Source organism: Nocardiopsis valliformis DSM 45023 (genome assembly GCF_000340985.1).
GTDB lineage: Bacteria > Actinomycetota > Actinomycetes > Streptosporangiales > Streptosporangiaceae > Nocardiopsis > Nocardiopsis exhalans.
On sequence record NZ_ANAZ01000060.1, the window covers coordinates 1 to 26,549 of the forward strand.

At 69.4% G+C, this 26,549-nt stretch carries 26 protein-coding genes and 2 pseudogenes; 15 read left to right on the top strand and 13 right to left on the bottom strand.

The window, feature by feature from the left end; all coding sequences use genetic code 11:
• Positions 1–201 precede the first annotated feature (201 nt).
• From D457_RS35230 to D457_RS0130845, 5 genes and pseudogenes are all read right to left on the bottom strand, one after another.
• Positions 202–360, bottom strand: a pseudogene (locus D457_RS35230) (DUF397 domain-containing protein); the annotation flags it as partial.
• Between the two features lie 14 nt (positions 361–374).
• Positions 375–743, bottom strand: a pseudogene (locus D457_RS33845) (DUF5753 domain-containing protein); the annotation flags it as partial.
• Between the two features lie 153 nt (positions 744–896).
• A complete protein-coding gene (locus D457_RS33850) occupies positions 897–1,205 on the bottom strand; it encodes a DUF4333 domain-containing protein (RefSeq protein ID WP_017584521.1) in 309 nt (102 codons plus the stop codon).
• Positions 1,206–1,406: 201 nt separating this feature from the next.
• Entirely contained in the window at positions 1,407–2,051 is a 645-nt protein-coding gene (locus tag D457_RS0130840; RefSeq protein WP_017584522.1) for a DUF4333 domain-containing protein, read from the bottom strand.
• A 244-nt stretch (positions 2,052–2,295) separates the two neighbouring features.
• Complete coding sequence (locus D457_RS0130845; protein ID WP_017584523.1) at positions 2,296–2,832, bottom strand: EF-hand domain-containing protein; 537 nt, start codon at positions 2,830–2,832, stop codon at positions 2,296–2,298.
• Between the two features lie 255 nt (positions 2,833–3,087).
• Between D457_RS0130845 and D457_RS0130850 the strand changes: the two genes are divergently transcribed.
• The 3 genes from D457_RS0130850 (at position 3,088) to D457_RS0130860 (ending at position 5,832) form a co-directional block, all read left to right on the top strand.
• Positions 3,088–3,864, top strand: coding sequence for a GntR family transcriptional regulator (locus D457_RS0130850; protein WP_026117195.1), 777 nt, complete (start codon positions 3,088–3,090; stop codon positions 3,862–3,864).
• Positions 3,865–3,997: 133 nt separating this feature from the next.
• Positions 3,998–5,113: a TIGR03364 family FAD-dependent oxidoreductase gene (locus D457_RS0130855; RefSeq protein WP_017584525.1), complete on the top strand. Its 1,116-nt coding sequence runs from the start codon at positions 3,998–4,000 to the stop codon at positions 5,111–5,113.
• Positions 5,114–5,115: 2 nt separating this feature from the next.
• Positions 5,116–5,832 (top strand): phosphonatase-like hydrolase, encoded by a 717-nt coding sequence (locus D457_RS0130860; RefSeq protein WP_051073086.1) that lies wholly within the window; start codon positions 5,116–5,118, stop codon positions 5,830–5,832.
• Here the strand turns inward: D457_RS0130860 and D457_RS0130865 are convergent.
• Both D457_RS0130865 and D457_RS0130870 read right to left on the bottom strand, forming a co-directional pair.
• Entirely contained in the window at positions 5,829–6,488 is a 660-nt protein-coding gene (locus tag D457_RS0130865) for a response regulator (protein ID WP_017584527.1), read from the bottom strand. The genes D457_RS0130860 and D457_RS0130865 overlap by 4 nt on opposite strands.
• Positions 6,455–7,819 (bottom strand): sensor histidine kinase, encoded by a 1,365-nt coding sequence (locus tag D457_RS0130870; RefSeq protein ID WP_039832085.1) that lies wholly within the window; start codon positions 7,817–7,819, stop codon positions 6,455–6,457. The genes D457_RS0130865 and D457_RS0130870 overlap by 34 nt, the downstream gene beginning before the upstream one ends.
• A 168-nt stretch (positions 7,820–7,987) precedes the next feature.
• Here D457_RS0130870 and D457_RS0130875 point away from each other — a divergent pair, with 168 nt between their 5' ends.
• Positions 7,988–9,370 carry a dipeptidase gene (locus D457_RS0130875; RefSeq protein WP_017584529.1) on the top strand — a complete coding sequence of 461 codons (1,383 nt, stop codon included), beginning with the start codon at positions 7,988–7,990 and terminating at the stop codon, positions 9,368–9,370.
• 139 nt (positions 9,371–9,509) lie between these two features.
• Entirely contained in the window at positions 9,510–10,460 is a 951-nt protein-coding gene (gene nudC, locus D457_RS0130880) for an NAD(+) diphosphatase (RefSeq protein ID WP_017584530.1), read from the top strand.
• Between the two features lie 143 nt (positions 10,461–10,603).
• Here the strand turns inward: nudC and D457_RS0130885 are convergent, their stop codons facing one another.
• Both D457_RS0130885 and D457_RS0130890 read right to left on the bottom strand, forming a co-directional pair.
• On the bottom strand, positions 10,604–11,086 hold the full coding sequence (locus D457_RS0130885) for an ANTAR domain-containing response regulator (RefSeq protein ID WP_083926913.1): 483 nt from the start codon (positions 11,084–11,086) through the stop codon (positions 10,604–10,606).
• A gap of 119 nt (positions 11,087–11,205) precedes the next feature.
• Complete coding sequence (locus D457_RS0130890; RefSeq protein ID WP_017584532.1) at positions 11,206–11,496, bottom strand: mycoredoxin; 291 nt, start codon at positions 11,494–11,496, stop codon at positions 11,206–11,208.
• A 355-nt stretch (positions 11,497–11,851) separates the two neighbouring features.
• Here D457_RS0130890 and D457_RS0130895 point away from each other — a divergent pair, with 355 nt between their 5' ends.
• The 6 genes from D457_RS0130895 (at position 11,852) to D457_RS0130920 (ending at position 17,045) form a co-directional block, all read left to right on the top strand.
• A complete protein-coding gene (locus tag D457_RS0130895; protein ID WP_017584533.1) occupies positions 11,852–13,975 on the top strand; it encodes an ATP-dependent DNA helicase UvrD2 in 2,124 nt (707 codons plus the stop codon).
• Positions 13,968–14,855, top strand: a complete 888-nt coding sequence (tesB, locus tag D457_RS0130900; RefSeq protein WP_017584534.1) for an acyl-CoA thioesterase II — start codon at positions 13,968–13,970, stop codon at positions 14,853–14,855. Before D457_RS0130895 ends, tesB begins: the two co-directional genes overlap by 8 nt.
• A gap of 247 nt (positions 14,856–15,102) precedes the next feature.
• Positions 15,103–15,480: a hypothetical protein gene (locus D457_RS0130905; protein ID WP_017584535.1), complete on the top strand. Its 378-nt coding sequence runs from the start codon at positions 15,103–15,105 to the stop codon at positions 15,478–15,480.
• Between the two features lie 204 nt (positions 15,481–15,684).
• Positions 15,685–15,963 carry a WhiB family transcriptional regulator gene (locus tag D457_RS0130910; RefSeq protein WP_017584536.1) on the top strand — a complete coding sequence of 93 codons (279 nt, stop codon included), beginning with the start codon at positions 15,685–15,687 and terminating at the stop codon, positions 15,961–15,963.
• Positions 15,964–16,022: 59 nt separating this feature from the next.
• Positions 16,023–16,181, top strand: coding sequence for a hypothetical protein (locus D457_RS36590; RefSeq protein WP_017584537.1), 159 nt, complete (start codon positions 16,023–16,025; stop codon positions 16,179–16,181).
• 300 nt (positions 16,182–16,481) lie between these two features.
• On the top strand, positions 16,482–17,045 hold the full coding sequence (locus D457_RS0130920; RefSeq protein ID WP_026117198.1) for a M48 metallopeptidase family protein: 564 nt from the start codon (positions 16,482–16,484) through the stop codon (positions 17,043–17,045).
• Between the two features lie 186 nt (positions 17,046–17,231).
• On the opposite strand, the gene D457_RS0130925 is transcribed toward D457_RS0130920, so the two are convergent.
• The 3 genes from D457_RS0130925 to D457_RS0130935 are packed head-to-tail and all read right to left on the bottom strand — an operon-like array spanning position 17,232 to position 19,627.
• Positions 17,232–17,603 (bottom strand): hypothetical protein, encoded by a 372-nt coding sequence (locus tag D457_RS0130925; protein ID WP_017584539.1) that lies wholly within the window; start codon positions 17,601–17,603, stop codon positions 17,232–17,234.
• Positions 17,603–18,178, bottom strand: a complete 576-nt coding sequence (locus D457_RS0130930; RefSeq protein WP_017584540.1) for an NUDIX hydrolase — start codon at positions 18,176–18,178, stop codon at positions 17,603–17,605. Before D457_RS0130930 ends, D457_RS0130925 begins: the two co-directional genes overlap by 1 nt.
• Positions 18,179–19,627, bottom strand: coding sequence for a zinc-dependent metalloprotease (locus tag D457_RS0130935; RefSeq protein ID WP_017584541.1), 1,449 nt, complete (start codon positions 19,625–19,627; stop codon positions 18,179–18,181).
• 123 nt (positions 19,628–19,750) lie between these two features.
• Between D457_RS0130935 and D457_RS0130940 the strand changes: the two genes are divergently transcribed.
• The 3 genes from D457_RS0130940 (at position 19,751) to D457_RS0130950 (ending at position 22,529) form a co-directional block, all read left to right on the top strand.
• A complete protein-coding gene (locus D457_RS0130940) occupies positions 19,751–20,818 on the top strand; it encodes an NAD-dependent epimerase/dehydratase family protein (RefSeq protein ID WP_026117199.1) in 1,068 nt (355 codons plus the stop codon).
• A gap of 131 nt (positions 20,819–20,949) precedes the next feature.
• Positions 20,950–21,387: a molybdenum cofactor biosynthesis protein MoaE gene (locus tag D457_RS0130945; RefSeq protein WP_017584543.1), complete on the top strand. Its 438-nt coding sequence runs from the start codon at positions 20,950–20,952 to the stop codon at positions 21,385–21,387.
• Between the two features lie 68 nt (positions 21,388–21,455).
• Positions 21,456–22,529 carry a YlbL family protein gene (locus D457_RS0130950; protein ID WP_017584544.1) on the top strand — a complete coding sequence of 358 codons (1,074 nt, stop codon included), beginning with the start codon at positions 21,456–21,458 and terminating at the stop codon, positions 22,527–22,529.
• 77 nt (positions 22,530–22,606) lie between these two features.
• Here the strand turns inward: D457_RS0130950 and D457_RS0130955 are convergent, their stop codons facing one another.
• The gene (locus D457_RS0130955; protein WP_239646266.1) at positions 22,607–23,134 is read right to left on the bottom strand and encodes a PPA1309 family protein; all 528 of its coding nucleotides are present in this window, start codon (positions 23,132–23,134) and stop codon (positions 22,607–22,609) included.
• Positions 23,135–23,387: 253 nt separating this feature from the next.
• Here D457_RS0130955 and D457_RS0130960 point away from each other — a divergent pair, with 253 nt between their 5' ends.
• Positions 23,388–26,378, top strand: a complete 2,991-nt coding sequence (locus D457_RS0130960; RefSeq protein ID WP_275041026.1) for a UPF0182 family protein — start codon at positions 23,388–23,390, stop codon at positions 26,376–26,378.
• The last annotated feature ends 171 nt before the right edge of the window (positions 26,379–26,549 follow it).

Here is a 26,549-nt window from a genome sequence, read left to right on the forward strand (position 1 = left end):
AGCCGCCCACCGCCGTCGTAGCGAAGCGGGTCAAGGTGGAGCGCCCTCCGGGCGAAGCCCTCGACGCGACTACCTTGACGCGCGCAGCGGAGACGGCCACCATCGGGCGGCGGGAAACGGGGGAACGAACGTAGGGAGCCCGGCAGCGACCTGAAGGTGGTTCACGACCGGGCTTTGGTTTGTTGGAGGGTTCTTGGGGCGTTACTTGAGAGCGGTGGTGAGGAAGGACGCCCACTCGCTCTTGGGGAAGGGCAGATGACCGGCGTCGGGGTGCTTCGAGTCCCGGAGCGCCGCACCGCAGGGGAGCGAGCCGACCTCGACGCAGTCCTGGTCCCGGCCGCTGTAGCTGCTCTTACTGAACTCAAGCCGGTGACTCATGTCTGCTTCTCCAGTGCTGTGACGGCATCGTCGATGAACTTGGCGGACAGGGAGGTAGACAGTGCCACCCCCTGGACGTTGCTGAAGGCAACGTTATACGCGTCAAGCTCTTCGGGGCTTTCTAGAACCAAGCCGGTGGTTGCCGTCCCCACGTAAACGATGGGGGTGTCCCGGGGTTCGGGGAACTCCAGGATGGTGAACGCTCCCTCCATCCCCAGGTGCTCGCCAGCCGTATAGGGCAACACCTGGACATCAATGTTGTGTCGAACAGCGAGGTGGCCGAGGTGCTCCAGCTGCTCTTTCATCACCTCGGGGCCACCAATGAGGCGATGCAGTGCTGCCTCATCAATCACCGCAGTCATCCGAGGCGGGTGACTGGGACAACCTCCTCGCTCACCTGTGGGCCCGCGACCAGATTCGCCGTCCCTTCCGCTGAGCCTCGCAGTCTTTCGTCATGACGAAGCCCGGTCGTGGCTGGATGTGGCCATGACCGGGCTTCGGACGTTCCTGCTGGGTTACTAGGGTGCTTCGGTCCGGATTTCCCACTGGACCTCGTTGCCGTCGACCTCGGTGACCGTGACTGTGGCGTCGATGGTCTCGCCATCGATCTCGATCACGCAGCGGATCTCGGCGCCCACCTCCGCAGGGAGTCTTTCATCGCAGGTGAAATCGTCCGGTTCCTGGCCGAGCTCCGAGGTCAGCATCGTGCTGGACTCTTCGGCGACCCTGCTGGCCGAGATGGATGCCGAGCAGCCGGTGGCCAGAAGGATGGACAGAACGCCCAGTGCCGCGCTGGCGATGATTCGTTCGCTTTTGACCTGAAGCATTGTGGCCTCCTGAGGCATGGGGGATTTGTGGGGGTAGTACGCGCCTCAGTCAGACTCCGCAAGCGGCTCTCTGGTTCTGCGGGAAGACGTTTCTCTACCTGTTTGTGGTCCTGCCGCTTCTGACGGCGGGTGCCGGTCCGGTAAAGGGAGGGAGCCGCCGCGGGGGTGAGGGCGGCCCCGTAGGGCCCTGGGGCGGCGGGACTACTCGTCGAAGTGGATGTCCCACTTGACGTCGCTGCCTTCGACGGAGGTCACCGTGACAGTGATGGGGTGGTTGACGCCGTTCTCCAGGAACTGGCAACCAAGCTCAGCGCCCACCTGCGCGAGGATGTGGGTGTCACTGCAGACGAAGTTGTCGGGCGAGTAGCCGGCGGCTTCCAGAACCGGAGTCGACTGGTTGATGATCTCCACGTTGGAGACCTGGCCGTTGTTCGCCACGGCGGAGGAGCCGTCCTGGGTTTCGGCGGCGTCGCCAGTCGGGGCGTCGTCGACCTTGATGTCCCACTTGACATCGGAACCGTCGACCTCGGTCGTCGTGACGGTTACGCCGCCGCTCTCGCCGCCGTTGGTGAGTTCGCAGCGGATCTCGGCGCCCACCTCCGCGGGCAGGTCCTCGGAGCAGGTGAAGTCGTCGGGGGTCTCGCCGAACTGTTCGGCCAGCATCGCGCTCGATTTCTCGGCGACCTCCGCGGCATCGACGGTCTCGACTGTATCGACGGCGTCGGCAGTGTCGACGGCCTCAAGGTCCCCGACGCTGAAGTCGAAGGAGCAGCCGGTCGCCAGTAGGAGGGGAAGCGCTCCCAGTGCCAACCCGGCGATGATTCCATGGCGTCTGAACTGCTGCATTGCGGGCTCCTAGGTTTGTGGACTGTTGCCGCAAGGATGGACGCGAGCCATGGTGTGCGGGTTCCGAAGACCGAGGAGCTGAGATGTTTTTGTGGCTTTATGTCTTATTTGTTCACTCGGTGTCCGCGAAGGAACCTCCTGTGTCACGGGCCTTCCGTTCACAGGCCCCGCGAGGCCATCCGGGTGGGGCGTCGCCGGGCGGCGGCGGTTCCCGTGCGCCGCCGCCCGTTACCGGTCAGATTGCTCAGACCACGCCGAAGACGAAGCCGCCGGGGGAGTCGAGGTCGTCGCCGAACAGGAACTGGCGGGCGGAGAGCACGAACTCCTCGCGGCTGATGTAGCCGTCACCGTCGGTGTCCACGTGCGAGAACCGCTTGCGCGCGTCCTCCTCACGGGCGCCCAGGGCGTTCGTGTACACCAGGAACTCCTCCTGGCTGATTCGGCCGTCCCTGGCCTCGTCCAAGAGGTCGAACACGGCCTCCGCCACGGCCTCGGCCGCGTTCGAGCGGCTCCTGTCCTCCGAAGCCGAGTGCATGGCCGCCACGAACCGGTCCCGGTCCAACGGCTCGTCCTGCGAGGCCTGGGCCAGCTTCTGCCATAGGGACTCGTACGCCTCCCGGACGGCCTGGGCCCTGGGCTCGGACGCGGCCAGGCCGTAGCCGGACAGGTAGCGGTCCACGAGGCGCTGGTAGTCAGCCCAGGTCACCGTCTTGTCGCCGTCAGTGTCCAAGGCGTCGAAGAGGTCGCCGAACCTGGCGGCGATCTGGGGGTTGGTGCTCACGCGGTCCTCCTGGGATCGGGGCGGGCCTTTCCCGCCCCCAGACTTCAGAGTCCCAGGTCCCGCAAAAGGTTCCCTTTCAAAACCCCAGGTGACCCGGTTCCCTGAGGGATCTGGTCTTCCGGGTGGCCCGAATCGGGTGGAACCAGATCGAACCAGATCGAACCAGATCGAACCGGGGTGACGGCTGGACGGCCGGGCTCTCGGTGCCCGGTGGCGCTGTGCGTGCGGGCCGGGCGTTCATGCGTGTGGGGGACAATGGCGCGCGTGTCGGTGACCGGAATACCTCAGGACGGCGGGGCGCCCGTACGCGCGGGCGTGCCCGAGCACGGGCGTGTGCCCAAGTACTACGCGGTGCGCATACAGCTCACCGGGCTGGTGGACGGCCTGCCCGAAGGGCATGCCCTGCCCACCGAGCGCGAGCTGGCCGAACGCTTCGGCGCGGCCCGGGAGACCGTCCGCCAAGCGCTCCGGGACCTGCTCCTGGAGGGCCGCCTGCGCCGCCGGGGGCGGGGGACGGTCGTGGCCGGCCCCAAGCTCGAACAGCCCCTCTCCCTCGCCAGCTACACCGAGGGGGTGCGCCGCCAGGGTCGGTCCCCGGGTCGTACCCTGGTCGAACTGCGCAGTTGGCCGTGCCCGGCGGGCCTTGCGGCCGAGCTGGACCTGGCCGAGGGCGAACCGGTCTGGCACATGGAGCGGGTGCTGTGGGCCGACGACGAACGCGTGGGGTTGGAGTCCACCTACGTGGCAGTGGAGCGCGCGCCCCGGTTGGACACCGACTTCGATCCCGACTCCAGCTTCTACGCCTACCTGCGGGAGCAGGTGGGCGACGGTTTCGCCAGCGCTGACGAGCGCTTGGAGACGGTTCTGGCCACCCCGCGCGAGGCCCTCCTCATCGGCACCCCGCCCGCGCTGCCCATGCTGCTCATCCACCGCCTGTCCCGGGATGCCCGGGGCCGCCCGCTCGAACGCGTGCGCTCCCTGTACCGGGGGGACCGATTCAGCTTCACCACACGCCTCACCGCCGACGACTGATTCGGGAGACAGGCGCGCCTCTTGGTAACGCATAAATAACGTGTCTGGTCCAAAGTTCGGGGGCGGTTCACCCGAGCTTCCCTCCCGGGAACCGGTCGCTCCACCCGGCCCCACCAGGCTCGAAGACATGAGAGTGATCATCGTCGGCGCCGGGGTACTCGGCACCATGCACGCCTGGCAGGCCGTTTCCCGAGGGCACGAGGTCGTCCAGATCGAACGCGAGGCCGCCGCGCGGGGCGCCTCGGTACGCAACTTCGGCCTGGTCTGGGTCAGCGGCCGCTCCTCCGGCCCCGAACTCCAGACCGCGCTGCGCGCCCGCGAGCTCTGGGAGGGGATCGCCGAGCGCGTCCCCGACCTGGGCTTCCGCCCTTCCGGTTCGCTCACCGCCCTGACCACCGAGGCCGAGCTGGCTGTCGCGAAGGCCGCCGTCCAAGGCCCCGACGCCCAGCTGCGTGACCTTCGACTCCTCGAACCCAAGCGCGTCCGCGAGGTCAACCCGGCTCTGCGCGGCGACCTCCTCGGTGCCCTGTGGTGCCGCCGGGACGCCCAGGTCGAACCCCGCGTCGCCCAGAACGCCCTCCAGGCCGAGCTCGCCCGCAGCGGCCGTTACACCCTGCTCACCGGCCGCGAGGTCCGCGACCTGCCCGCGCCCGGAGCCGTCCGCGACGACCACGGCCAGACCCACCAGGGCGATCAGGTCGTGCTCTGCACCGGAGCCTGGCTCGGCGGTCTGGTCCGCGAACTCATTCCCGACCTGCCGGTGCGCCGGGTCCGCCTGCAGATGATGCAGACCGGGCCCCTGGGCGAAGCCCTGACCACCTCCGTCGCCGACGCCGACAGCTTCCGCTACTACCCGGCCTACCAGGGCCCCGAGCTGGACGCCCTCAACGCCGGACAGCCCCAGCCGCATACCGCCAGCGAGCACGCCATGCAGCTGCTCATGGTCCAGCGCGCCGACGGCTCCCTCACCATCGGCGACACCCACGAGTACGAGCACCCCTTCTCCTTCGACACCGTCGAGGACCCCTACGAGCACCTCGCCGGGGTGGCCGAACGCCTCCTCGGCCGCCCGCTGCCGTCGGTCCGCCGCCGCTGGGCCGGGGTTTACGCCCAGTGCGCGGACACCGCGAACGTCGTGCACCGCGCCCCCGTCGCCGACTCCGCCTGGCTGGTCACCGGCCCCGGCGGACGCGGTATGACCTGTTCCCCCGCCATCGCCGAGACCACCGCAGACGAACTGGACTGGTGACCATGACCGTGAACCCCGCCGCCTCCGAGAACCCCAGGAACCCCGCAAACTCCGTGACCACCGAACTCATCGTGCTCGACATGGCCGGGACCACCGTCGCCGACGGCGGGCTGGTCGAGCGTGCCTTCCAGGCCGCCCTGCCCGACTTCACCCCGGCCCAGCTCGACTACGTGCGCGTCACCATGGGCGAATCCAAGATCACCGTCTTCCGCCACCTCACCGACCACGACGAGGAGCGCGCACAGCAGGCGAACGCCGCCTTCGAAGCCGCCTACGCGCACCTGGTCGACGAGGGTCACTGCGCCCCGTTGCCCGGCGCGGAGGACGCCCTGCACGGCCTCCGTGACCAGGGTCGCACCATCGCCCTGACCACAGGTTTCGCCCGCGACACCCAGGACCGCATCCTCGCCGCCCTGGGTTGGGAGGGGCTGGTCGACTTCACCCTCTGCCCCGCCGATGTCGGCGGGCGCGGCCGCCCCCACCCGGACATGGTCCTGGCCGCGGCCCTGCGCGCCCGGGTCTCCTCGGTCGCGGCCGTCGCCGTCGCCGGTGACACCGCCTCGGACGTGCGCACCGGCCGCAACGCCGGAGCGGGGACTGTCGCGGGTGTCCTCACCGGCGCCCACGACGCTGCTGCTCTGAAGGCCGCCGGGGCCACCCACGTCCTCGATTCCGTGGTCGCCCTGCCCGACCTGCTCGTCGCGCAGGAAACCACCTAACCGCGCAGGAACGTCAGGACCGCCTTCACCCGGCGGTTGATGTCCGCGTCCCCGTGGGCGAGGCCGAGCTTGGCCATGATGTTCGCGGTGTGCTTGCCGACCGCCGCCTCGCTCACCGTCAGTTCGCGGGCGATCCGGGCGTTGGAGTGTCCCTCGGCCATGAGGATCAGCACCTCCCGCTCCCGCCGGGTGAGCTCGTCCAGCGGGTCCCGCCGCTGGACCAGCCGCCGGATCACGCTCGGGTCGATGACCGCGCCGCCCTCGGCGACCTGGCGCAGCGAGGCCACGAAGTTCTCGACCTCGGCCACGCGCTCCTTGAGGAGATACCCGACGGCCCGCCCCTCGTTGGAGTCGAGCAGCTTGTCCACGTACCGGGTCTCCACGAAGTGGCTGAGCACGACGATCGGCAGCGCGGGGTGCCGCGTGCGCAGTTCCACCGCCGCGCGCAGTCCCTCGTTTCCGAAGCCGGGCGGCATCCGCACGTCGGTGATGACCAGGTCTGGTCCGTGCTCGGCCACGGCCTCCACCAGGGTCTCGGCATCGCTCACCGCCGCGACGGTCACGATGTCGAAGCGCTCCAGCAGGCTTCGCAGGCCTTCGCGGAAAAGGACCCCGTCCTCGGCTAGGACGACGCGGAGGGGGGAGCGCCGGTGCATGGAACCTCCACTCGGATCCGGGTCGGCCCGCCGACCGGACTCGACAACAGGGTTCTACCACCGAGCACGGCGACCCGGTCGGCGAGCCCGGTCAGCCCGGTACCCCGCTCGGGATCCGCGCCGCCCCGACCGTCGTCGGTCACTTCGAGCACCACGTCCTCCCCGGCGCGTTCGACCGTCACGGCGGTACGGCGCGCTTCGGTGTGCTTGGCCACGTTGCCGAGCGCCTCGGCGGCGGCGAAGTACACGACCCCCTCCACGTGGGCGGGCGGCCGTTCTGGGAGGTCCACCGTCAGGTCCACGGGAAACGCGCAGCGCTCGGCCAGTTCCGGCAGCGCCGACACCAGGCCCTCGTCCGTGAGCAGCGGCGGGTGGATGCCCTGGATGATCTCCCGCATCGAGCTGATGATCTCCTTGACCTGCTCCTGTGCGTCGGCGAGGCTCCGCTCCACCTCGAAACCGGCGGGGGAGTCCATCCGCGCGAGGCCGAGCTTCATCGCCAGCGTCACCAAGCGCTGCTGGGTGTCGTCGTGCAGGTCCCGTTCGATACGGCGCCGCTCGGCCTCGAAGGAGTCGACCAGCCGGGCACGGGACCGCTTGACCTCGACGAGTTCGGTCCGCAGGGCCTCGGACGGCTCCCCGCCGAGCAGGATCCTGCCCAGGACGGCGTTCAGGTGTGCCGTGACCGCGGCCGCGTACGGCGCGACCGCCAGGAGCGCGGCGCCGACCGGAACGAGGGCGAACGCCGCCCCGACGGTGTTCACCTCGAACTGGTTGAACGCGAGCTGTTCACCGCCGGCGATCAGCAGGGGAGAGGCCAGCAGTGTCAGGCCGTATCCCGCGAAGCCGATCAGTACGAGAGCGCTGACGGGGGCGATGACGAAGCACAGCAGCAGCAGGTAGGCGAACTCGCGCCAGGTCGCGGCCTCGCCGTAGCGGGTGCGCAGCCACCGCCACCAACCGCCGTGCGGCGTGCGGTGCCCGGATCGGATCGGCGGGTGCACCAGCCGCAGCCGCCACCGCTCCACCGCCCCGACCGGCAGCGCCACCAGCGGCCCGAGCAGCAGGAGCATACCCAGGGTCAGGGACGGCAACAGGAACACGATCCACAGTTCGGCCTCGTTGATGCCCTGCCGGGCCTCCACGAAGATCTCACCGAGCACGATCACCGGTACGAGTATCGGGCCGATCAGGAGGTGCGCGGCGGCGCCGACCAGCACGGCACCCGCAACCGCGCCGAGGCTGCGCAGCGGCCGGCGTGTTCTGAGGAAGCGTCGCCCGCGTAAAGCCGCCAAGGGCGTCCGCGGTTGGGGGTAGTTCTCCTGACTCATCACGCGGACAACCCTAGGGACGGGCCGGATCGGGGGCATGGGGAGTACTCCCCGGTTTTTCGGTAGTGCTGTCCCTACCCCGCCCGCTGCGACACCTCTGGCGTCACGTCCTGTTCGTCCAGGTTCTAAGGTCGATCCTGACAAGGATGTCTAGGACAAGGACGGCTGATGGACGCGCGTGCCTACATCGAGGCCCACGGGAACGAGTTCCTCGCCTCGCTCAAGGAATGGCTGGCGATCCCCTCGATCTCCGCCGACCCCGAGCGCCACGACGACGTGCGCCGCTCGGCCCGCTGGCTGGCGGACCACCTCACCGAGACCGGCTTCCCCACGGTCGAGGTCTGGGAGACCCCTGGGCTGCCCGCCGTGTTCGCCGAGTGGCGCGCCGCCGACCCCGCAGCGCCCACGGTGCTGGTCTACGGCCACCACGACGTGCAGCCGGTGGACCCGCTGGAGGAGTGGGAGACCGAGCCCTTCGTCCCCACCGAGCGCGGCACTTCCCTCTACGCGCGCGGGTCCTCCGACGACAAGGGCCAGGTCCTCTTCCACGCTCTGGGCGTGCGGGCCGCCCTGGCCGCCTCCGGCGCGGACGCCCCGCCGGTCACCGTCAAGCTGCTGGTGGAGGGTGAGGAGGAGTCCGGGTCCGTTCACTTCGCCGAGCTGATGAAGGCCAACCGCGAGCGCCTGGCCTGCGACGTCGCCGTCATCTCCGACACCACCATGTGGGCGCCCGACACCCCCTCCATGTGCGTGGGCATGCGCGGCGTCACCGACGTGGAGATCAACCTCTTCGGCCCCGAGCGCGACCTGCACAGCGGTTCCTTCGGCGGTGCGGTGCCCAACCCGCTCAAGATCATGAGCGACCTGCTCTCCGGCTTGCACGACGCCGATAACCGCGTCGCGATCCCCGGTTTCTACGACGGGGTCGTCGAGGCCAGCGCGCAGGAGCGCGAGCTCATCGCGCGGCTGCCCTTCGACGAGAAGGAGTGGCTGGCCACCGCCGCCTCCACCGCCGCGCGCGGGGAGAAGGGGTACAGCACCCTGGAGCGTGTCTGGCTGCGGCCCACCGCCGAGATCAACGGCATGTGGGGCGGGCACACCGGCGCGGGCGGCAAGACCATCGTGCCGCGCTCCGCACACGCCAAGATCAGCTTCCGCCTCGTGCCCGGCCAGGAGCCCCTGGAGATCCAGGACCGGGTCCGCGAGTACGTGGAGGCCAACACCCCGGACGGCATCACCGCCGAGCTGGAGTTCGGCGGCCCGGGCGTGCGCGCCTGCGCCTCCGATCTGTCCTCCACCGCCCTGAAGGCCGCCCGCTCCGCCATGGGCCGCGCCTTCGGCAAGGAGGTCCTGTTCACCCGTGAGGGCGGCAGCGGCCCCGAGGCCGACATCGCCGACATCCTCGAAGCCCCGCTGGTGTTCGTGGCGGTGGGACTCAATGAGGACCGCATCCACGCCCCCAACGAGAAGGTGGAGATGCCGCTGCTGCTCAAGGGCGCCGAGAGCGCGGCCTACCTGTGGGAGGAACTGGGCGCCGTCAGGGACGCCTGAGCCCTGACACCTGCCATCCGCTGCTTGTCGACCGCGGCCGCCGTGTGCTCCCGGCGGCCGCACCGGTTCCGGGAACGGGAGTGCGCCGGGCCCTCGGAGGCGTTAGACCTTGAGGAGAACAACAGAACCGGAAGGTCGCATGGAATCCGAAGCCACACCCCTGCTCGCCCGCTCCACCGTCAACCCCGCCGGGCACTTGCGCGGTGACGACGACTGGCTGGCCGCGGCCTGGGCGGACCCGAACACCAGGGTCCTGGTCCTGGAGGGCGGTGAACCCGGCAGCTACGGCTGGAAGGCGCTCATGGCCAAGCAGTCCCGCGCGCTGGTCACCACCGGTCAGACCCGCGAGCTCGTCCTGGTCGACCCCCACCACGCCCCCGCGGGCGAGCGGTACCTGCTGGGCAGCGACGGCGAGCGCGCCTACTTCGCGGTCCGCTCGCGCCAGGACCTGGAGCCCAACCCCGTCGCCGAGCCCGCCTCCCTGCGAGAGGTCGGCGCGGTCCTCAACGACCACGACACCGGCCTGTTCACCCGGGCGGTCGCTCTCGCGAACTGGAACGCCAGCCACGGCTTCTGTCCGCGCTGCGGTGCCCGCACCCGGATCGAGAGGGCCGGTCACGTGCGGGTCTGCGAGGAGGAGGGCACCGAACAGTTCCCCCGGATGGACCCGGCGGTGATCATGCTGGTGCACCGCGAGCGCGACGGTCAGGAGGAGTGCCTGCTCGGCAACAACCCCGACTGGGACGCGCACCGCTTCTCTGTGCTGGCCGGGTTCGTGGACGCGGGGGAGTCCCTGGAACAGGCGGTGATCCGCGAGGTGGCGGAGGAGGCGGGCGTGGTCGTCGAGGATCCCCGCTACCTGTCCTCGCAGCCCTGGCCGTTCCCGCGCAGCCTCATGATGGGTTACACCGCCCGTGCGGTGGGTGAGACCGAGCAGACCGACGACGAGATCGCCGAGACCCGCTGGTTCACCCGAGCTGAGCTGGCCGAGGCCGTGCACTCCGAGGAGGTCGTCCTACCGGGCCGACTCTCCATCGCCCGCACCCTGATCGAGCACTGGTACGGCGCGGAGCTCCCCGGCGGCTGGTAGCCCGAACCCGGAGCCGTCACCGCCCGGGGCACGTGGGCCCCGGGCGCACCCGAACCGCGGGTCGTCCGTCCCCCCCCCCGAACCGGACGTCCCGCGGTGCGCACCGGCCCTGCCGCCGGCCGGAATCGGCCAGCCCCCCGGTCCTATCCCGTGGTCAGCTCGTCCGGGAGGACGGTCAAGGGGCTGGTGCTGCTCTCCACCACGTCCTGGGCGAGTTCGGCGACCTTGCGCCCCCGGGACCTGGCCGAGGAACGAAGTCTCTCGAACGCCTCGCGGGGCGGCATCGTGTGCCGTTCCGCGAGCACCCCGATGGCCTGCTCCACCACGACTCTCGAGTGCAGCGCGTGTTCCAGCTGCGTGATCGTATGCCGCAGCCGCTCCACTTCCGAAGCCCCCTCCGGGGCGCGGCCCGGAGCCTGGGTGCGGGGTCTGCCGGTCCCCGCCTCGGCGGTGAGCAGGTCCGCCAGGACCATCGCACTGACCAGGTCCGGCGTCTCGTGCCCGTTCTGGTCGGTGCCCACACGCCACCCGTTCGGTGTGCGGTGCACCACTTCGACGTCCACCGTGTCGGTGACCGCTATGTCATGAGACCTCACGTCGTCCCCCAACTCAACACTCCCCGTCATCGTCCGAGCTACGGTGTCGGCCGCGCCGCCGGTCGGAACTCGGGGGTGTCCGCCCCCTTGGGGGGAGGGGACCCGCCGCGCGGACCGCAACCGTGTGCGGTCCGCGCCGTTCGTCCGTCCTAGGACAGCTCGGCCAACTTCTTCTTCACCTGAGCGAGCGACGGGTTGGTCATCGCCGTGTCGTCGCTGAAGACCACCGTGGGGACCGTCTGGTTCCCGCCGTTCACCTTCATCACGTACTCCGCGGCCTCCGGGTTCTCCTCGATGTTCACCTCGCGAATCGCGATCCCCTCACGGGAGAGCTGGCTCTTGAGGCGTCTGCAGTACCCGCACCAGGGGGTGCTGTACATCGTGAAGACTTCGGTGCCCGTACTCGTCATCTCGCTCACGTCTTTCAAGTCGACGGTCATGGTGGGGGGTCGGTTCCCCACTCTCAACACCAAGGGGGCCTCACCGCTTCCCATGACCGTGCGACACAACGTGGGACGCCTCACAGGGGCGACTGGTTCTGGAATGTCTCGCTCAGCTCGTTCGCCCAGCTCGCGCACCTCGTGTGTCCATGCTTGTCCACAGCCTGGCGCATCCGCTCCCGGTAAAGACCGATACTTGAGAGACTGTGCGCCCACGGCCTGACAAGAGTCCCAGAGTGGCACGACCGTCCAGGGCCGTTCCAGACCGTTGTGGTCGACTTGGCCGCTTTCGGCCGTCTGGCCGATCGCAGCCGAAGCACCGATCGCACCCGCCCCGACCAGATGCAGGAGCACCATGGACCCCGACCGCGTCCTGGAGGGACTGGACCCGGAACAGACCGAGGCGGCGCGCGCCCTACGCGGCCCCGTGTGCATTCTGGCCGGTGCCGGAACGGGGAAGACCAGGGCCATCACGCACCGGATCGCGCACGCCGTGGCCAGCGGGGTCGTCTCCGAACAGCAGATCCTCGCGGTCACCTTCACCGCCCGCGCGGCCGGGGAGATGCGCGGCCGACTGCGTTCCCTCGGCGCCCCCCGGGTGCAGGCCCGCACCTTCCACGCGGCCGCGCTGCGCCAGTTGGGCTTCTTCTGGCCACAAGTGGTCGGTGGAGAGAAACCCACTCTCATCGACAGCAAGCTCTCGGTGGTGGCCCGCGCCGCCAACGCGGTGGGGCTGCAACCGGACCGGCTCGGGCTGCGCGACCTCGCCAGCGAGATCGAGTGGGCCAAGGTCACCCAGGTGCGCCCCAGCGACTACGACAAGGCCGTGGCCAAGGCGGGCCGCCAGACGCCGATGACCACCGGCGAGGTCGCCCGGGTCTTCGAGGCCTACGAGGAGCTGCGCAGCGAGCACAACCTCCTCGACTTCGAGTCCATGCTGGAGCTCACCGCCGGGATGATCAACGAGTACCCGGCCGTGGCCCAACGGGTCCGCGACCAGTACCGGTACTTCGTCGTGGACGAGTTCCAGGACGTCAACCCGCTGCAGAAACTCCTCCTGGACGCCTGGCTCGGCGACCGCGACGACCTGTGCGTGGTCGGCGACCCCAGCCAGACCATCTACTCCTTCGCCGGGGCTACCCCGGGCTACCTGACCGGGTTCGCCAACCGCTACCCGCACGCCACGGTGGTCCGGCTGGTCCGCGACTACCGTTCCACCCCGCAGGTGGTGCGAGTGGCCAACCACGTCATCGCGCAGGCCAAGGGCACCACCTCCGCCAACCACCTCACCCTCCAGGCGCAGCGCCCGGACGGGCCGGACCCGCTCTACCAGGAGTACGACGACGAACCGGGGGAGGCCACCGGCGTCGCGCGCAAGATCAGCGTGCTGCTGGAGGACGGCACCCCCGCGAGCGAGATCGCGGTGCTGCTGCGCACCAACTCGCAGTCGGCCGCCTATGAGCAGGCCCTGGCCGACGAGGGCGTCCCCTTCACGGTGCGCGGCACCACCCGTTTCTTCGAACGTCCCGAGATCAAGCAGGCCGTGCACACCCTGCGCGGGGCCCGGCACGGCGCGGCAGGGGAGACGGCCGAACCCCTGGTCGCGACCGTGCGGAGCCTGCTCTCCCAGATGGGGCTGACCGACACCGCCCCCGAGGGCCGCCAGGCCCGGGAGCGCTGGGAGTCGCTGTCGGCTCTGGCCCAGCTCGCCGAGGACATGGCGGCCAAGCCCGGCCCGGACGGCGGCCAGGCCACCATGGCCGCCTTCGTCGACGAGCTCGAGACGCGCATGGCCACCGAGCACGCGCCCGGGTTCGAGGGGGTGACCCTCGCCTCCCTGCACTCCGCCAAGGGTCTGGAGTGGGACGCGGTGTTCCTGGTCGGCCTCACCGAGGGCATGATGCCGATCATCTACGCCGAGACTGACGAGCAGGTTGAGGAGGAGCGCAGGCTCTTCTACGTGGGGGTCACCCGCGCCCGGGCCAGCCTCGCGATGTCCTGGTCCCTGGCGAGGTCACCGGGGGGAAGGAAAACCCGCAAGCCCTCGCGCTTCCTGGACGGGCTGCGCCCCGCCTCGCCCTCCACCGCCAACCGCCGCGACCGACGCAAGGGCGGGGTCGTGCGCTGCCGGGTCTGCTCGGACGTGCTCTCCGACACGACCGAGCGCAAGCTGGGGCGCTGCCTGGACTGCCCGTCGAACTACGACGAAGCCCTGCTGGATCGGCTGCGCGACTGGCGCAGGCAGACCGCCCAGGAGGCGAAGATGCCCGCCTACGTGATCTTCACCGACGCCACCCTTCAGGCCATCGCCGAGCAGGAGCCCTCCAGCGTCTCCCAGCTCACGGCCGTGTCCGGGGTGGGCCCGGCGAAGCTGGACCGTTACGGTGAGGCGGTACTCGCGCTGGTCGCGGGGCGGGACCCCGCGGAGGCGGCCGCCGGTGAGACAGACGCCGGTGACGGAGAGGACGAGGATGAGTGAACACGACGCCGAGCGTAGCGGGCAGTCCCTGTCCGACCTGCTGAAGGTGCTGGACCTGGAACAGATCGAGGTCAACATCTTCCGCGGGATCAGTCCGGCGGAAGGGCCCCAGCGGGTCTTCGGCGGCCTGGTGGCGGGGCAGGCGCTCGTCGCCGCGGGCCGGACCGTGCCCACGGACCGGTACGTGCACTCCCTGCACGCCTACTTCATACGGCCGGGCGACCCCACGGTGCCGATCGTCTACGAGGTCGACCGGGTCCGTGACGGGCGTTCGTTTACCACCCGCCGGGTCGTGGCGATCCAGCACGGCAAGGCGATCTTCACCCTGTCGGCCTCCTTCCACAAGGAGGAGCCGGGGCTGGACCACCAGACCCCGATGCCGGACGTACCGCCGCCCGAGGACCTGCTCAGCACGCGCCAGCGGCTGCGCGAGGCGTTCGGGAAGGTGCCGAACTTCGTCCAGTGGCACCCGATCGAGATGCGTCCGGTGGGCGCGATGTCGTTCGAGGCCGAACGCGATCCCGACCTGCGCACCTCCACCAACCCGGTGTGGTTCAAGGTGGACGGCAAGCTGCCCGACGACCGCCTCACCCAGGTGTGTCTGATGACCTACGCCTCGGACATGACCCTGCTGGACACGGTGCTGCTTCGGCACGGCCGGTCCTTCGCGGGCATCGCGATGGCCAGCCTGGACCACGCCATGTGGTTCCACCGCCCGTTCCGCGCCGACGAGTGGCTGCTCTACGCGCAGGAGTCCCCGACCGCCCAGGGTGCCCGGGGACTGGCCCGCGGTCTGGTCTACACGCGTGACGGACAGCTCGTCTGCTCCGTGGTGCAGGAGGGCATGATCCGCGTGGTGGACGCCGAGGGCTGGGCCTAGGAGTCCGCCGGGGGTCTCACCAGGCAAGACACGAGCAGCGTTCGGGGAGGGCCCGGCAGTGGGATGGCGAACACTGCCGGGCCCTTCGCCATTCCCGGAAAGTTTTGGCCGGATGCGGACGTTTTCGCAGGTCAAAAATAGGTTGCCGATTTTCGTGGCCGCCCCGTAGTGTGTACCTCGTCGAAGTGACCGCTCTCGGTGCAGGTGCAAGATCCTGTGCCCGACTTTGAAGGAGGTGCCCGATCAAATGAACACGACGGAGATGAACCAGATGAACTCGTTGAAGCCAAGGAACCACGGTTTCGCGTCTGACGCTGCCGCTGCTTGGCAGCTGTTCCCGACCCGTGTCGTCCCGGGTGCCGACCTGAGCGGCATCACCACCATCGGCAGTCGCCCGAACACCGAAGGCGGCACCTTTGCCCTCGGCATGGTCCGGCTCATCGGAGCCGGCTTCGTGTCCCAGGGGACCGGTGTGTCCACCGCTGGTGTGATCGGCGGACTGCGTCACGAGTCCGAGCTTGCCCTTGATCGCGGCAAGTTCACCGGTGGCGTCAACGAGGCATCGCACGAAACCCCGCGCCGCTATGGCGCATCGGGGGAGTGTCCACGGAAGATTCCGGCCTAGAGCTACACAGGCCGAGATTTTCGACCGTGGCCGCGGACCCCGACACAGGGGCCGCGGCTTTCTTTGTATCTCCGCAGGCTCTCCGTCCCCCAGGGACGAGGGAGAAGGCGGCGGCATCGCAAGTCCAGGTCCCTCACCGGGCCTGATCCGGTGACTGAACACCGACCGCGTTGTACGAACGATCAAAGATCTTGGAGGGCACCGATGCTTGCGTCGGTCCTGGAAACGCCTCAGCTGGGCGAGGCCGAAATCCCCTGCCGTATGGAGCCGGACCTGTTCTTCGCGGAGTCCCCCGCGGAGGTCGAGGAGGCCAAGGCAATCTGTGGGGCCTGCCCGATCAGGGAGCAGTGCCTGGCGGACGCGCTCGAGCGGCGCGAGCCGTGGGGCGTCTGGGGCGGGCAGCTGCTCGTCTCCGGTCAGGTCGTGGCGCGCAAGCGCCCGCGTGGCCGTCCCCGCAAGAACCCGGCCCCGGTCGCGGCCTGACGGCCCGGAACAACCTGACGCCCCCCGAAGAACCCACGAACCCAAGGACTCGAAGAACGATGATGCAGGAACTCATGCAGATGGTGGAACGCTCCGACGAGGAGCCGCGCGAGCGTCAGATCAGACGGCTCGGCGCCCGACAGCTCCGAGCCCGCCAGCGCGAGGAGCGCCGTGCGGAGCAGGCGATCATGGAAATCGCGTGGTCACGGCTGTGTTGACCGGGGCTGAGCGCCAAAAGGCGTGTGCTGGGTGAACACTCGAGGCCGGACGGCGGTCTCCTCCCGATGGGGGGATCGCCGTCCGGTCTCGTTTGTGTAACCAAAAACGCGGGAAGGGGTCGAATCAGGCCCCGATATGGCCCCTCTCACCAGGCAAAAACCGCCCTGGTCAGAGCTGAATCCGCTACACAGGGGAGTTTCCCGTCCTGAGGGCACTCCTCGGACACCTCGCTAGACAGATGACATATCGGGACAACGCACACCTGTTCGTGAGAGCTTCGCTCGGCTACCGTAAAGTTCGTGCCCTCGAACACCAAAATCGAGGTACGACGCAGTCCTCGTCGCCGCCGCACCGTGTCGGCCTACAGGGACGGGGACACCACGGTCGTCCTCGTGCCCGCGACGTTCTCCCGCGCAGAGGAAAAGCGCTGGGTGGACCAGATGCTGCAAAAACTCGAGGCGCGCGAGGGCCGCAGACGCCCCGGTGACCGCGAGCTCCACGAGCGCGCGGTGGAATTGGCCGAACGCTACCTGGGCGGTACCCACCTGCCGGACAGCGTCCGCTGGGTCGACAACCAGAACTCCCGCTGGGGCTCGTGCACCCCGGACACCCGCACGATCCGCATCTCCCGCCGCGTCGCCGGGATGCCCGCCTGGGTGGTGGACTACGTCCTGGTCCACGAACTCGCCCACTTGCAGATCCCGCACCACGGCCGGGACTTCTGGGACCTGGTCCGCCACTACCCCAAGGCCGACCGCGCCCGCGGCTACCTGGAGGGCTTCAGCGCCGGAAGCCGATCCGAATGCGACCACTCCGGCTCCGAGGAAGAACTCGAAGCCGACGAAGTAGCCCTCGAAGAGTAGCCGTCCACCCGGTCAGGTTCTGTTCTGTCCCGGTTCCGGATTCCACCTGCCTGACTGCTTCTCGCAGTCGCCGTGCGTTCTCCGGGCTGCGGAGCAGGTAGTCGGTCTCGTCGTGGGACTCGTGCTCGGACAGGACATCCACCACCGGAACTCGTTGTGTGCGCGAGCGGGTACGTCTGCGAAGAATCAGTGGCCGGGCTGGTCGAGTTTGCTCTTGGCCTCGGTGACGTCGGCGGCGACCCTTCTCAGGGTGAAGGCGCTGACCAGCAACAGCACGACGACGAGGACCGCGTAGTAGAGGGTGGTCCCGCCCCACTCGCCCGTGACCGCGGCGCGGCCCAGGACCGCGAGGAGCAGCAGGCCGAGGAAGGCGCAGATGCCCTTGCCCAGGCGCAGGGAGCGTTCCTTCTGCTGGACCTTGGCCCGGGCGACCTCGCGCGGGCCGATGAGGCCCGCGCGCTGGTCGGCGAGCAGGCGCTCGGCGGTCTTCTGGCCTCTGCGGGCGAGCAGGAACACGGCCAGACCGCCGAGCATGCCCGCCACGGTGATCAGGGACACTACGCGGGCCTGGGGTCGCTCCGGGCGGCTCCGTCGGCGCGGACCGCCCGGGCGGCGGTGGCCACCAGGTCGCGCACGACGTCGTCGCTGGGTTCGGGCAGATCGTCCACCGGGAACCAGTCGAGTCCCGAGGACTCCTGGGGGTCCACGACCAGCACCGCGTCGGACGGGGCCAGAGCCGCGTACTGCACGTCCAGGTGGAAGCTGCCGCCGCCGCACGGCACCGCGTGGCGGTCCAGCCGTACCGGTTCAGGCAGCAGGGTCAGCCCCCGGATCCCCGACTCCTCGGTGGCCTCGCGCAGCGCGGCGCCGGCCAGGGTGGTGTCCTCGGTCTCGCAGTGGCCGCCGGTCTGCAGCCACATCTTGTGGATGCGGTGCAGAACGAGGGCCACCTTGGAACCGTCGGCGGAGATGATCGCCGAGCTCGCGGTCAGGTGCCCGGGCAGGCACGTGCGCCACATGGCGTCCGGGTGGGCGTCGAGGTGGTCCAGGTAGGAACGGCGGAGTTCCTCCTGCCCGGCGTCGGGCGCGGTCCACGCGCCCAGCACCGCCCGGGCGTCCGCGTGCAGTGTCACCTACTCGCCGTCCTTCTTGTCCTCGTCCTTGCCTTCGTCGGACGGGCCCTTGGTCTCGCCGGGCTTGGGCTTCTCCGAGCCGTCGGGTTCGGTCAGCGACGAGATGTCGAAGTCCGCGCCCTCGAACTCGCTCCGCCCGTGCACGAAACCGTCCGGGTCGTCGAGGTCATCGCCGGTGGGCATCAGGTCCGGGTGCTGCCAGACGGCGTCCCGGCCCTCCACACCCCGGGCTTCCTCCAGCGCGGACCACAGGGCTCCGGCCTCGCGCAGACGGCGGGGGCGCAGCTCCAAGCCGACCAGGGCGGCGAAGGTGTGTTCGGCGGGACCGCCGGTGGCGCGGCGGCGACGGGTGGTCTCGGCCAGGGCGCCGGACTGCGGCAGCCGTTCGGAGACCGCCTTGGCCACCACGGTCGCCACCCAGCCCTCGATCAGGGCGAGGGTGGTCTCCAGGCGGGCCAGCGCGGCCTTCTGCTGCGGGGTGTCCTCCGGCTGGAGCAGGCCCTCGGGGCCCATACCGCCGGACATCGCCTCCTGGAGAGCCTCGGGGTTGGTGAGATCGATCTCGCCGAGCTTGTCCTCCAGGCCGCTGACGTCGAAGGACATCCCGGCCGCGTACTCCTCGACCAGCCGCGAGACGTGCGAACGCAGCCACGGCACGTGCGAGTACAGGCGGTGCACGGCGGCCTCGCGGGCGGCCAGGTACAGCCGCACCTCGTCGTCGGGGATCTCCAGGCCCTCACTGAAGCGGGCCACCCCCGAGGGCAGCAGTGCGGCGTTGCCCTCACCGGCGAGCGTCAGGCCGATGTCGGTGGTACCGATCACTTCCTGGGCGAGCTCGCCGATGGCCTGACCGGCCTGCTGGCCGACCATCATGCCGCCCATCTGCTGGATCATGCCCAGCAGCGGACCGGCCATGGAAGCCATCTCCTCGGGCAGGTTCTGCCCCATGGCCTGGACGGTCTTGGCGGTCAGCGGGTCGCACAGCTGCGCCCACGAGTCCATCGTCTTCTCGATCCACTCCGACCGGCTCCAGGCCTGGGCGGTCTGGAGTCCCGAAGGCAGGTCGGTAGCCTGGTCGAGCCACAGGTCGGCGAGGCGCAGCGCCTCCTCGATCCGTGCGTAGTCGGCGGGCGGCACACTCGGGTCCCCCTTCTGGGACACCGCGTGCCGCGCGATGTTCTTGGCCATGTCCCAGTTGATGCCGGACGTCGAGGACGTCTGGCCGGCCCCGGACGCGCCGGGGGCGGGCTGGGACGACATCATGTCCGCGAACTGGCGGAGCATGTTGGCCATCTGTTGCGGATCGCCGAACGGGAAACCGTCCGGCATTCCGGAGTCCCCCCCGCCCGGGCGGCCGCTGCCGGCACCCGAGCCGGAGTCGCCAGAACGGCGTCCGGACTCGTCGTCGGGATCGTTCGGCATGCTGAAACCGAAAGGCAGGTCGCTCACAATCAGACCTCAGGCAGGATTAGGTTTGGTCTCCACTGTCACGTTAGCTGGGAGTCGCCCGGAGTGAATACCGAAAGCAGCCAGGTTCGCCCAGAGCACAGCCCCCCGGATCCGGCGGGCATGGTGGTGGCGGTCACCGGTGCCGCCTCCGGAGTGGGCCGACTCCTCGTGCAACGCCTGGCCACGCCAGAAGGTTCCGTGGCTGCCCGCGAGGTCGTCGCGATCGACGATGAGTTCGCTGACCTGCGCGGAGTCACCTGGCGGATCGCTGACGTCAGCGACCCGGGACTGGTCTCCCGCCTGGGCGGGATCGACGTCCTCGTGCACACCGCGGACGACCGGTCCCTGGACAGCAAGCCCTCCGAACGCCGGGCGCACAACATCCGGGCGGCCCAGACGGTCCTGACCGCCGCGGCGGCCTCAGGGGTCCCGCGGGTCATCCTCGTCACCAGCACGATGGTCTACGGCGCCGCCCCCGATAATCCGGTCCCGCTGCCGGAGAACGCCACCCGCGTCTCGGACAACAGCGAGGGCCTCATGGGTGACTTCGCCGAGGTGGAGGAGCTGGCCGAGCGCGCCCGCCGGGCCCATCCCGGGCTGAGCGTCACCGTGGTGCGGCCCGCCCCGCTCGTGGGGCCGGAACTGGACACGCTGCTGAGCCGGCACTTCTCCGCGCCGCGGCTGCTCACCGTCAAGGGCCACGAACAGCGCTGGCAGTTCTGCCACGAGGACGACCTCGCCTCCGCCCTGGCCTTCTGTGCCCTGCACGGGGTCACCGGCACGGACGGTGTGGTCGCCGTGGCCAGCGAGGGTTTCCTGTCCCAGGGGGAGGTGGAGGAGATCGCGGGGATGAAGCACTTCGAGGTGCCCGCGAACCTCGCCTTCGGCGCCGTGCGCCGCCTGCACCAGGCCCGCATCACCCCGGCCGCCGCCGGTGAGATCAAGTTCCTGGTCTACCCGTGCGTGGTGGACTGCTCGGCCCTGCGCGACGCGGGCTGGAAGCCCGGCCACGACAACGAGTCGGCGCTGATCGCCCTGCTGGAGTCCAAGACCGGAAAGCACGCGATCGCCGGGCGCAGCCTGGGCCGCAAGGAGGTCACTATCACCGCCGCCGGTGCCGCCGGTGCCGCGGCTGCCGCCATCGGTACCGCGGCCGCCATCCGGCACCTGCGCAAGCGCGGGAAGAGCTGAGCGGCCGAGGGCACGATTTGCAAGGTCTGTGAGGCTCTGAACTGCGCGAACATCAGAATTTTTGGATGATCGCACAGGTGGGGTTCACGTGCGGAAGTGTCGTGCACGGGGCGCCTTGATACGGTTCCCACGTGGAACAGATCACTCTCGCGGCCGTACGCGACACGCCCCTGTCGGTGGACGAGGTCCTCGCGGCGGTGACCGATCCCAGAGCCGGCGGGACCGCCGTCTTCATCGGCACCGTGCGCGACCACGACCACGGCCGGGACGTCTCGGCGCTGTCCTACTCGGCCCATCCGTCCGTGGAGGCGCAGCTGCGCGTCGTCATGGAGAAGGTGCTGAGCGACACCTCCGTCCCCGGGCGGCCGGTCGTGCGGATGGCCGCCACGCACCGTGTCGGCGACCTGGAGATCGGGGATATCGCCGTGGTCGTCGCGGCCTCCGCCGAGCACCGCGAGGAGGCCTTCGCCGCCTGCCGCAAGCTCATCGACGACCTCAAGGCCCAGGTGCCCATCTGGAAGAACCAGTCCTTCGAGGACGGCGACACGGAGTGGGTCGGATCGCCCTGACCGGCCCCCGCCCGTGAGCCCGGGTGGGTCGCCGGGGGCTCTAAGGTGTCAGCATGGTTCGTCGTGTCATGACCCTTGTCGCCGCACTCGTCCTGCTTGCCGGGCTCGGGTACGGCAGTCTCTTCCTGCCCGTGCCCTACCTGGTGGCCGCCCCCGGCGTCACCCTGGACACCCTGGGCGAGCAGCAGGACGGCCAGCCCGTCATCGGTATCGAGGGTGCCGAGAACTACGAGCACGACGGATCGCTCTCCATGGTGACCGTGCAGTACGCGGGCGGCCCCGACCACCGGCTCAACCTCTTCACCCTGGTGACGGCGTGGCTCTCGCCGAGCCAGGCGGTGCTGCCCGAGGAACTCCTCTTCCCGGCCGGGCGCTCCCAGGAAGAGGTCACGGAGCGGCAGACCGTTCAGATGAACAGCTCACAGACGGATGCCACCGCAGCCGCCCTCAACCAGCTCAACATCGACTACGAGGCGATTCCGCTGGTCGCCGAGGCCGTCGAGGGCATGCCCGCCGACGGTGTCGTGGAGGCGGGGGACCGCATCATCGAGGTCGACGGCGAGAAGGTGCCCACCAGCACCACCGGTGACGACCCCGAGGAGCTCGTTGGTAGCGCCTACGTGGTGGAGAAGGTCGGCGCCCGCGAGGCCGGTGACCCCGTCGCACTGGTCCTGGACCGCGACGGCGAGGAGGTGGAGGTCGAACTCGACACCGTCGAGGGCGACGGGGGCAACGCCGCGGTGGGTGTGCTCATCGCCGACGACATGGACTTCCCCGTCGACGTCTCCATCTCCGTCGGCGAGATCGGCGGCCCCAGTGCGGGCATGATGTTCGCCCTCGGGATCATCGACCGCCTCAGCGAGGAGAGCATCACCGGCGGTGTCAGCGTCGCCGGTTCGGGCACCGTCAGCTCCGACGGCCAGGTCGGCGGGGTCAGCGGCATCCCACAGAAGATGGTCAGCGCCCACCGCGACGGCGCGGAGTACTTCTTCGTGGCCGCCGACAGCTGCTCCCAGGTGAACCAGTCCGCCGCCGCCGACGACCTGGACGTGGTGCGTGTCGAGACGCTCACCGACGCCCTCGACGCCCTGGAGACCATCCGCGAGGGCGGCGGTGACCTCCCCCGCTGCGAAGGGGAGTAGCGGAGCAGAAGCCAGGACACGCAGGACATGAAGGAACCCCGGACCGCGCGGTCCGGGGTTCCTTTGTGTCCAGGGGGTCAGCTCTCCTTGCCGGGGAGCTCTTCTTCGAGGTCGAGAGTGAGGGCCAGGGCTGAGGTCAGTGCCGGGATCAGGTCCGGGCCGTTGAGGACCTCGGTCTCGCTGTCGTGGCTGCGCATGCGCATGGCGCAGTGCCGCGAGCCGTCGCGCAGTACACCCGCGACCATGCGGATCTCCTCGGTCTCCTTGCCGGAGGCGGTGGGGTCCTCGCCCGCGGCCAGGGTCTCGTCCGAGCCCTTCACCACCAGGCGCTCCATGACCAGCGCGCACCCGGCCACGCCCTCGGGCCACAGGATGCGGCCCAGGGCCTCCTCCAACGGGACGTCCGGGGAGAGCGCCTCCTGCTCCACCGGGGTCAGCTCGTCGGGGCTGGCCGGGGAATCGATCCCCAGCAGGCCCGCGAGAGCGGGTTCCGCGGCCAGCAGCTCCGAGGTGGGGACCAGGGCGTACAGCCCCAGGGGGCGGTCCCAACCCTGCTCGGCTGCGTGGCGTTCCAGGTCCATGACTGCTTCGCGAATGTTCGACACGTTTCCATGGTGGCCGATGTGGGAACCCCGCCGGGCCCGTTCGGCGGCAGTAGGGTCGCAAGGCGCCGTCCGGTTGCGACTCCGATACCCCAACGATGCAGCCTTGTCACCGGGTGGAGGGCGATTTCGGGAACCTGGCGGCCACCGATTAAGTTTTCAGTAATAGGGCGCACTACGCGCACCGACCGCATCTACCAAGCCAGAACGAGGGGGAGGCGTGAGCTTCCGATCGCCCGGCGCACCACCTGCGCGTATGCCTCGCCGATCAAGGTTGCTCGCGCCAGTCGCGGCGACCGTGGTCGTCATCATCGCGGGGTTGATGTTCGCCGCGAACTTCTGGACCGACTACAAGTGGTTCAACGCCGTCGGCTACACCAATGTTTTCCTGACCGAGCTGTGGACCCGAGTGCTGCTGTTCGCCGTAGCCGCGCTCGTCATGGCGGTCATCGTTGGCGCGAGCATCTTCTTCGCCTACCGGGCCCGCCCGGCCACCAGGCCCATGAGCCTGGAGCAGCAGGGCCTGGACCGCTACCGGCAGTCCATCGACCCGCACCGCAAGCTCTTCTTCTGGATCGCCGTGGGCGCCCTGGCGCTCCTGGCCGGTGCCGCGGCCAGCGGTGACTGGCGGGTCTACCTGCAGTTCGTGAACAGTGCCGACTTCGGGGTGGCCGACCCCGAGTTCGGTATGGACATCGCGTTCTTCGCGTTCACCTATCCGTTCATGCGCGTCCTGCTCGGTTACCTGTACGCGGCCGTCATCCTGGCGTTCATCGCCGCGGTGATCGTGCACTACCTGTACGGCGGCGTACGCCTGCAGAACGACTCCGGCCAGCGCGCCACCCCGGCCGCCCGGGTGCACCTGTCGGTCCTGCTGGGCCTGTTCGTGCTCCTGCGCGCCGCTTCGTACTGGCTGGACCGCTACGGGCTGGTCTTCTCCGACCGCGGTTACACGTTCGGTGCCTCCTACACGGACGTGAACGCGGTCAAGACCGCCCTGACCATCCTCACCGTCATCGCGTTGATCTGCGCGGTCCTGTTCTTCGCCAACATCGCCTTCAAGAACACGATGATCCCGGTGGCCTCGCTCGGACTGCTCGTGCTGTCCGGCGTGGTCGTCGGCGGGATCTACCCGGCGATCGTCCAGAACTTCCAGGTCGACCCGAACGAGCAGCGCCTGGAGAGCCCGTACATCGAGCGCAACATCGAGAGCACGCGCGAGGCGTACGGGATCGCGGACGCCGAGGTGGAGACCTATGACGCCACCACGGAGCTCACTCAGCAGGAGTTGGCTGCCGAGGCCGACACCATTCCCAGCGTCCGCTTGGCCGACCCGGCGGTCGTCTCGCAGACCTTCCAGCAGATGCAGCAGGTCCGAGGCTTCTACCAGTTCCCGGACGTGCTGGAGGTCGACCGCTACCCGGACGCCGACGGCAACCTGATCGACACGATCGTCGCGGTCCGCGAGCTCGACGGTCCGCCCTCGGACCAGGACAACTGGCTGAACCGGCACCTGATCTACACCCACGGTTTCGGCATGGTCGCCGCCGCGGGCAACCTGATCGACAACGAGGGCCGTCCGGTCTTCACCGAGTACAACATCCCGCCGCGCGGTGACCTCAGCGACGTCACGGGCGAGTACGAGCCGCGGATCTACTACGGTCGCGAAGGCGCCGAGTACGTCATCGTCCAGGCCGAGGAGGAGTACGACTTCCCCCTCGACGCCGAGAACGACGAGCCTGACGTTCCCACGCTGGAGGACGCGGTCGACGCCAGCCCGGACGCGGACGACGCCCGCGTGCCGGCTGACGGCGACGAAGGGGCGGAGGAGGCCCCGGCCGAGGACACCGAGGCCGTCGATGAGGGCGCTGAGGACGCGCCCACCAGCGGCTCTCAGGCCTATAACCGTTACGACGGTGACGGCGGAGTGGCGCTGAGCAACTTCTTCGACCGCATCCTGTACGCGATCAAGTACCAGGAAACGAGCATCCTGCTCAACAGCGCGATCACCAGCGACTCGCGGATCATCTACGAGCGCGACCCGCTGGACCGCGTCGAGAAGGTCGCTCCCTTCCTGACCATGGACAGCCGCCCCTACCCGGCGGTCGTCGACGGAAGGCTCCTGTGGATCGTCGACGGGTACACCACCTCTGACGGCTACCCGTACGCGAACCGGATCGACTTCACCCAGGCGGTGACCGACACCTTCACGGACGGTTCGATCCAGCAGGTCGGCGCGCTGCCCGGTAACGAGGTCAACTACATCCGCAACTCGGTGAAGGCCACCGTCGACGCCTACGACGGCAGCGTCACCCTGTACGGCTGGGACGAGGAGGACCCCGTCCTCCAGACCTGGGAGGGTGCCTTCCCGGGCACCATCGTCGACAAGGACGAGATGAGCGAGGAGCTCATCCAGCACGTCCGCTACCCGGACGACCTGTTCAAGGTGCAGCGCGAGATCATGCGCGAGTACCACGTCACGGACGCCGCGTCCTACTACGGTGGTCAGGACTTCTGGTCGGTTCCCAACGACCCGACCCAGGAGGGGGACGTCTCCGAGCCGCCCTACCGCCAGACCATCAACTTCCCGGGCGCGGAGGAGGCCAGCTTCTCGCTGACCACCACGTTCGTGCCGCGAGGTCGTGAGAACCTGGCCGCGTTCATGGCCGTGGACAGCAACCCCGAATCCGAGGACTACGGTCAGCTGAAGCTGCTGGAGCTGCCCCGGAGCACGGTGATCTTCGGTCCCGGTCAGGTGCAGAACGCGTTCGACTCGGACGCCGACGTGCGTGAGGTCCTGCTCCCGCTGGAGCAGTCCAACGCCGAGGTGACCCGGGGCAACCTGCTGACCCTGCCCTTCGCTGGCGGTCTGCTGTACGTGGAGCCCCTCTACGTGCAGGCCGGTGGCGGCGGAGCCGCGTCCTTCCCGCTGCTCCAGCAGGTCATGGTCGGCTTCGGTGAGGAGGTCGCCATCGGCAGCAACCTCCAGGACGCCCTGAACAACCTGTTCGAGGGCGACGAGGCCCCGCTGCCCGAACCGGACGCCGAGGAGGGCACCGAGGACGACGAGGAGACCGCCGAGGCGGGTGCGGGTGACGGCGACGGTGGCGACAGTGACGCCAACGACCTCACCGATGCCCTCAACGAGGCTGTCGAGGCCTGGGAAGAGGCACAGGAGGCCAACGAGGACGCCAACGAGCGCCTGCGTGAGGCTCTCGAGGCCATCGAGGAGGCCGCGGGCGACTAGTCCGTAGTCCAAGAGGAAGTACCGCGCGCCGCTGAAGGCGTGGTGTACGACGGGGCGGGACCTTCCGGGTCCCGCCCCGTTCCTGTGCCCCGGGCCCGCTTGCCGGGGCGGACCGCGAGGAAAGCCTGGTAGAGTAGCTAACAAGCCAGGTCGGGCAGCTGACCAGGGTGA

Excerpts from the sequence above, each read along its gene's own strand:
- D457_RS0130960 (WP_275041026.1), top strand. The coding sequence starts at position 23,388 with ATGCCTCGCCGATCAAGGTTGCTCGCGCCAGTCGCGGCGACCGTGGTC.
- tesB (WP_017584534.1), top strand. The coding sequence starts at position 13,968 with ATGAGTGAACACGACGCCGAGCGTAGCGGGCAGTCCCTGTCCGACCTG.
- D457_RS0130905 (WP_017584535.1), top strand. The coding sequence starts at position 15,103 with ATGAACACGACGGAGATGAACCAGATGAACTCGTTGAAGCCAAGGAAC.
- D457_RS0130865 (WP_017584527.1), bottom strand. The coding sequence starts at position 6,488 with ATGCACCGGCGCTCCCCCCTCCGCGTCGTCCTAGCCGAGGACGGGGTC.
- D457_RS0130850 (WP_026117195.1), top strand. The coding sequence starts at position 3,088 with ATGGCGCGCGTGTCGGTGACCGGAATACCTCAGGACGGCGGGGCGCCC.
- D457_RS33850 (WP_017584521.1), bottom strand. The coding sequence starts at position 1,205 with ATGCTTCAGGTCAAAAGCGAACGAATCATCGCCAGCGCGGCACTGGGC.
- nudC (WP_017584530.1), top strand. The coding sequence starts at position 9,510 with ATGGAATCCGAAGCCACACCCCTGCTCGCCCGCTCCACCGTCAACCCC.
- D457_RS0130885 (WP_083926913.1), bottom strand. The coding sequence starts at position 11,086 with ATGACGGGGAGTGTTGAGTTGGGGGACGACGTGAGGTCTCATGACATA.
- D457_RS0130895 (WP_017584533.1), top strand. The coding sequence starts at position 11,852 with ATGGACCCCGACCGCGTCCTGGAGGGACTGGACCCGGAACAGACCGAG.
- D457_RS0130875 (WP_017584529.1), top strand. The coding sequence starts at position 7,988 with ATGGACGCGCGTGCCTACATCGAGGCCCACGGGAACGAGTTCCTCGCC.
- D457_RS0130870 (WP_039832085.1), bottom strand. The coding sequence starts at position 7,819 with ATGAGTCAGGAGAACTACCCCCAACCGCGGACGCCCTTGGCGGCTTTA.
- D457_RS0130890 (WP_017584532.1), bottom strand. The coding sequence starts at position 11,496 with ATGACCGTCGACTTGAAAGACGTGAGCGAGATGACGAGTACGGGCACC.
- D457_RS36590 (WP_017584537.1), top strand. The coding sequence starts at position 16,023 with ATGATGCAGGAACTCATGCAGATGGTGGAACGCTCCGACGAGGAGCCG.
- D457_RS0130840 (WP_017584522.1), bottom strand. The coding sequence starts at position 2,051 with ATGCAGCAGTTCAGACGCCATGGAATCATCGCCGGGTTGGCACTGGGA.
- D457_RS0130860 (WP_051073086.1), top strand. The coding sequence starts at position 5,116 with ATGACCGTGAACCCCGCCGCCTCCGAGAACCCCAGGAACCCCGCAAAC.
- D457_RS0130910 (WP_017584536.1), top strand. The coding sequence starts at position 15,685 with ATGCTTGCGTCGGTCCTGGAAACGCCTCAGCTGGGCGAGGCCGAAATC.
- D457_RS0130950 (WP_017584544.1), top strand. The coding sequence starts at position 21,456 with ATGACCCTTGTCGCCGCACTCGTCCTGCTTGCCGGGCTCGGGTACGGC.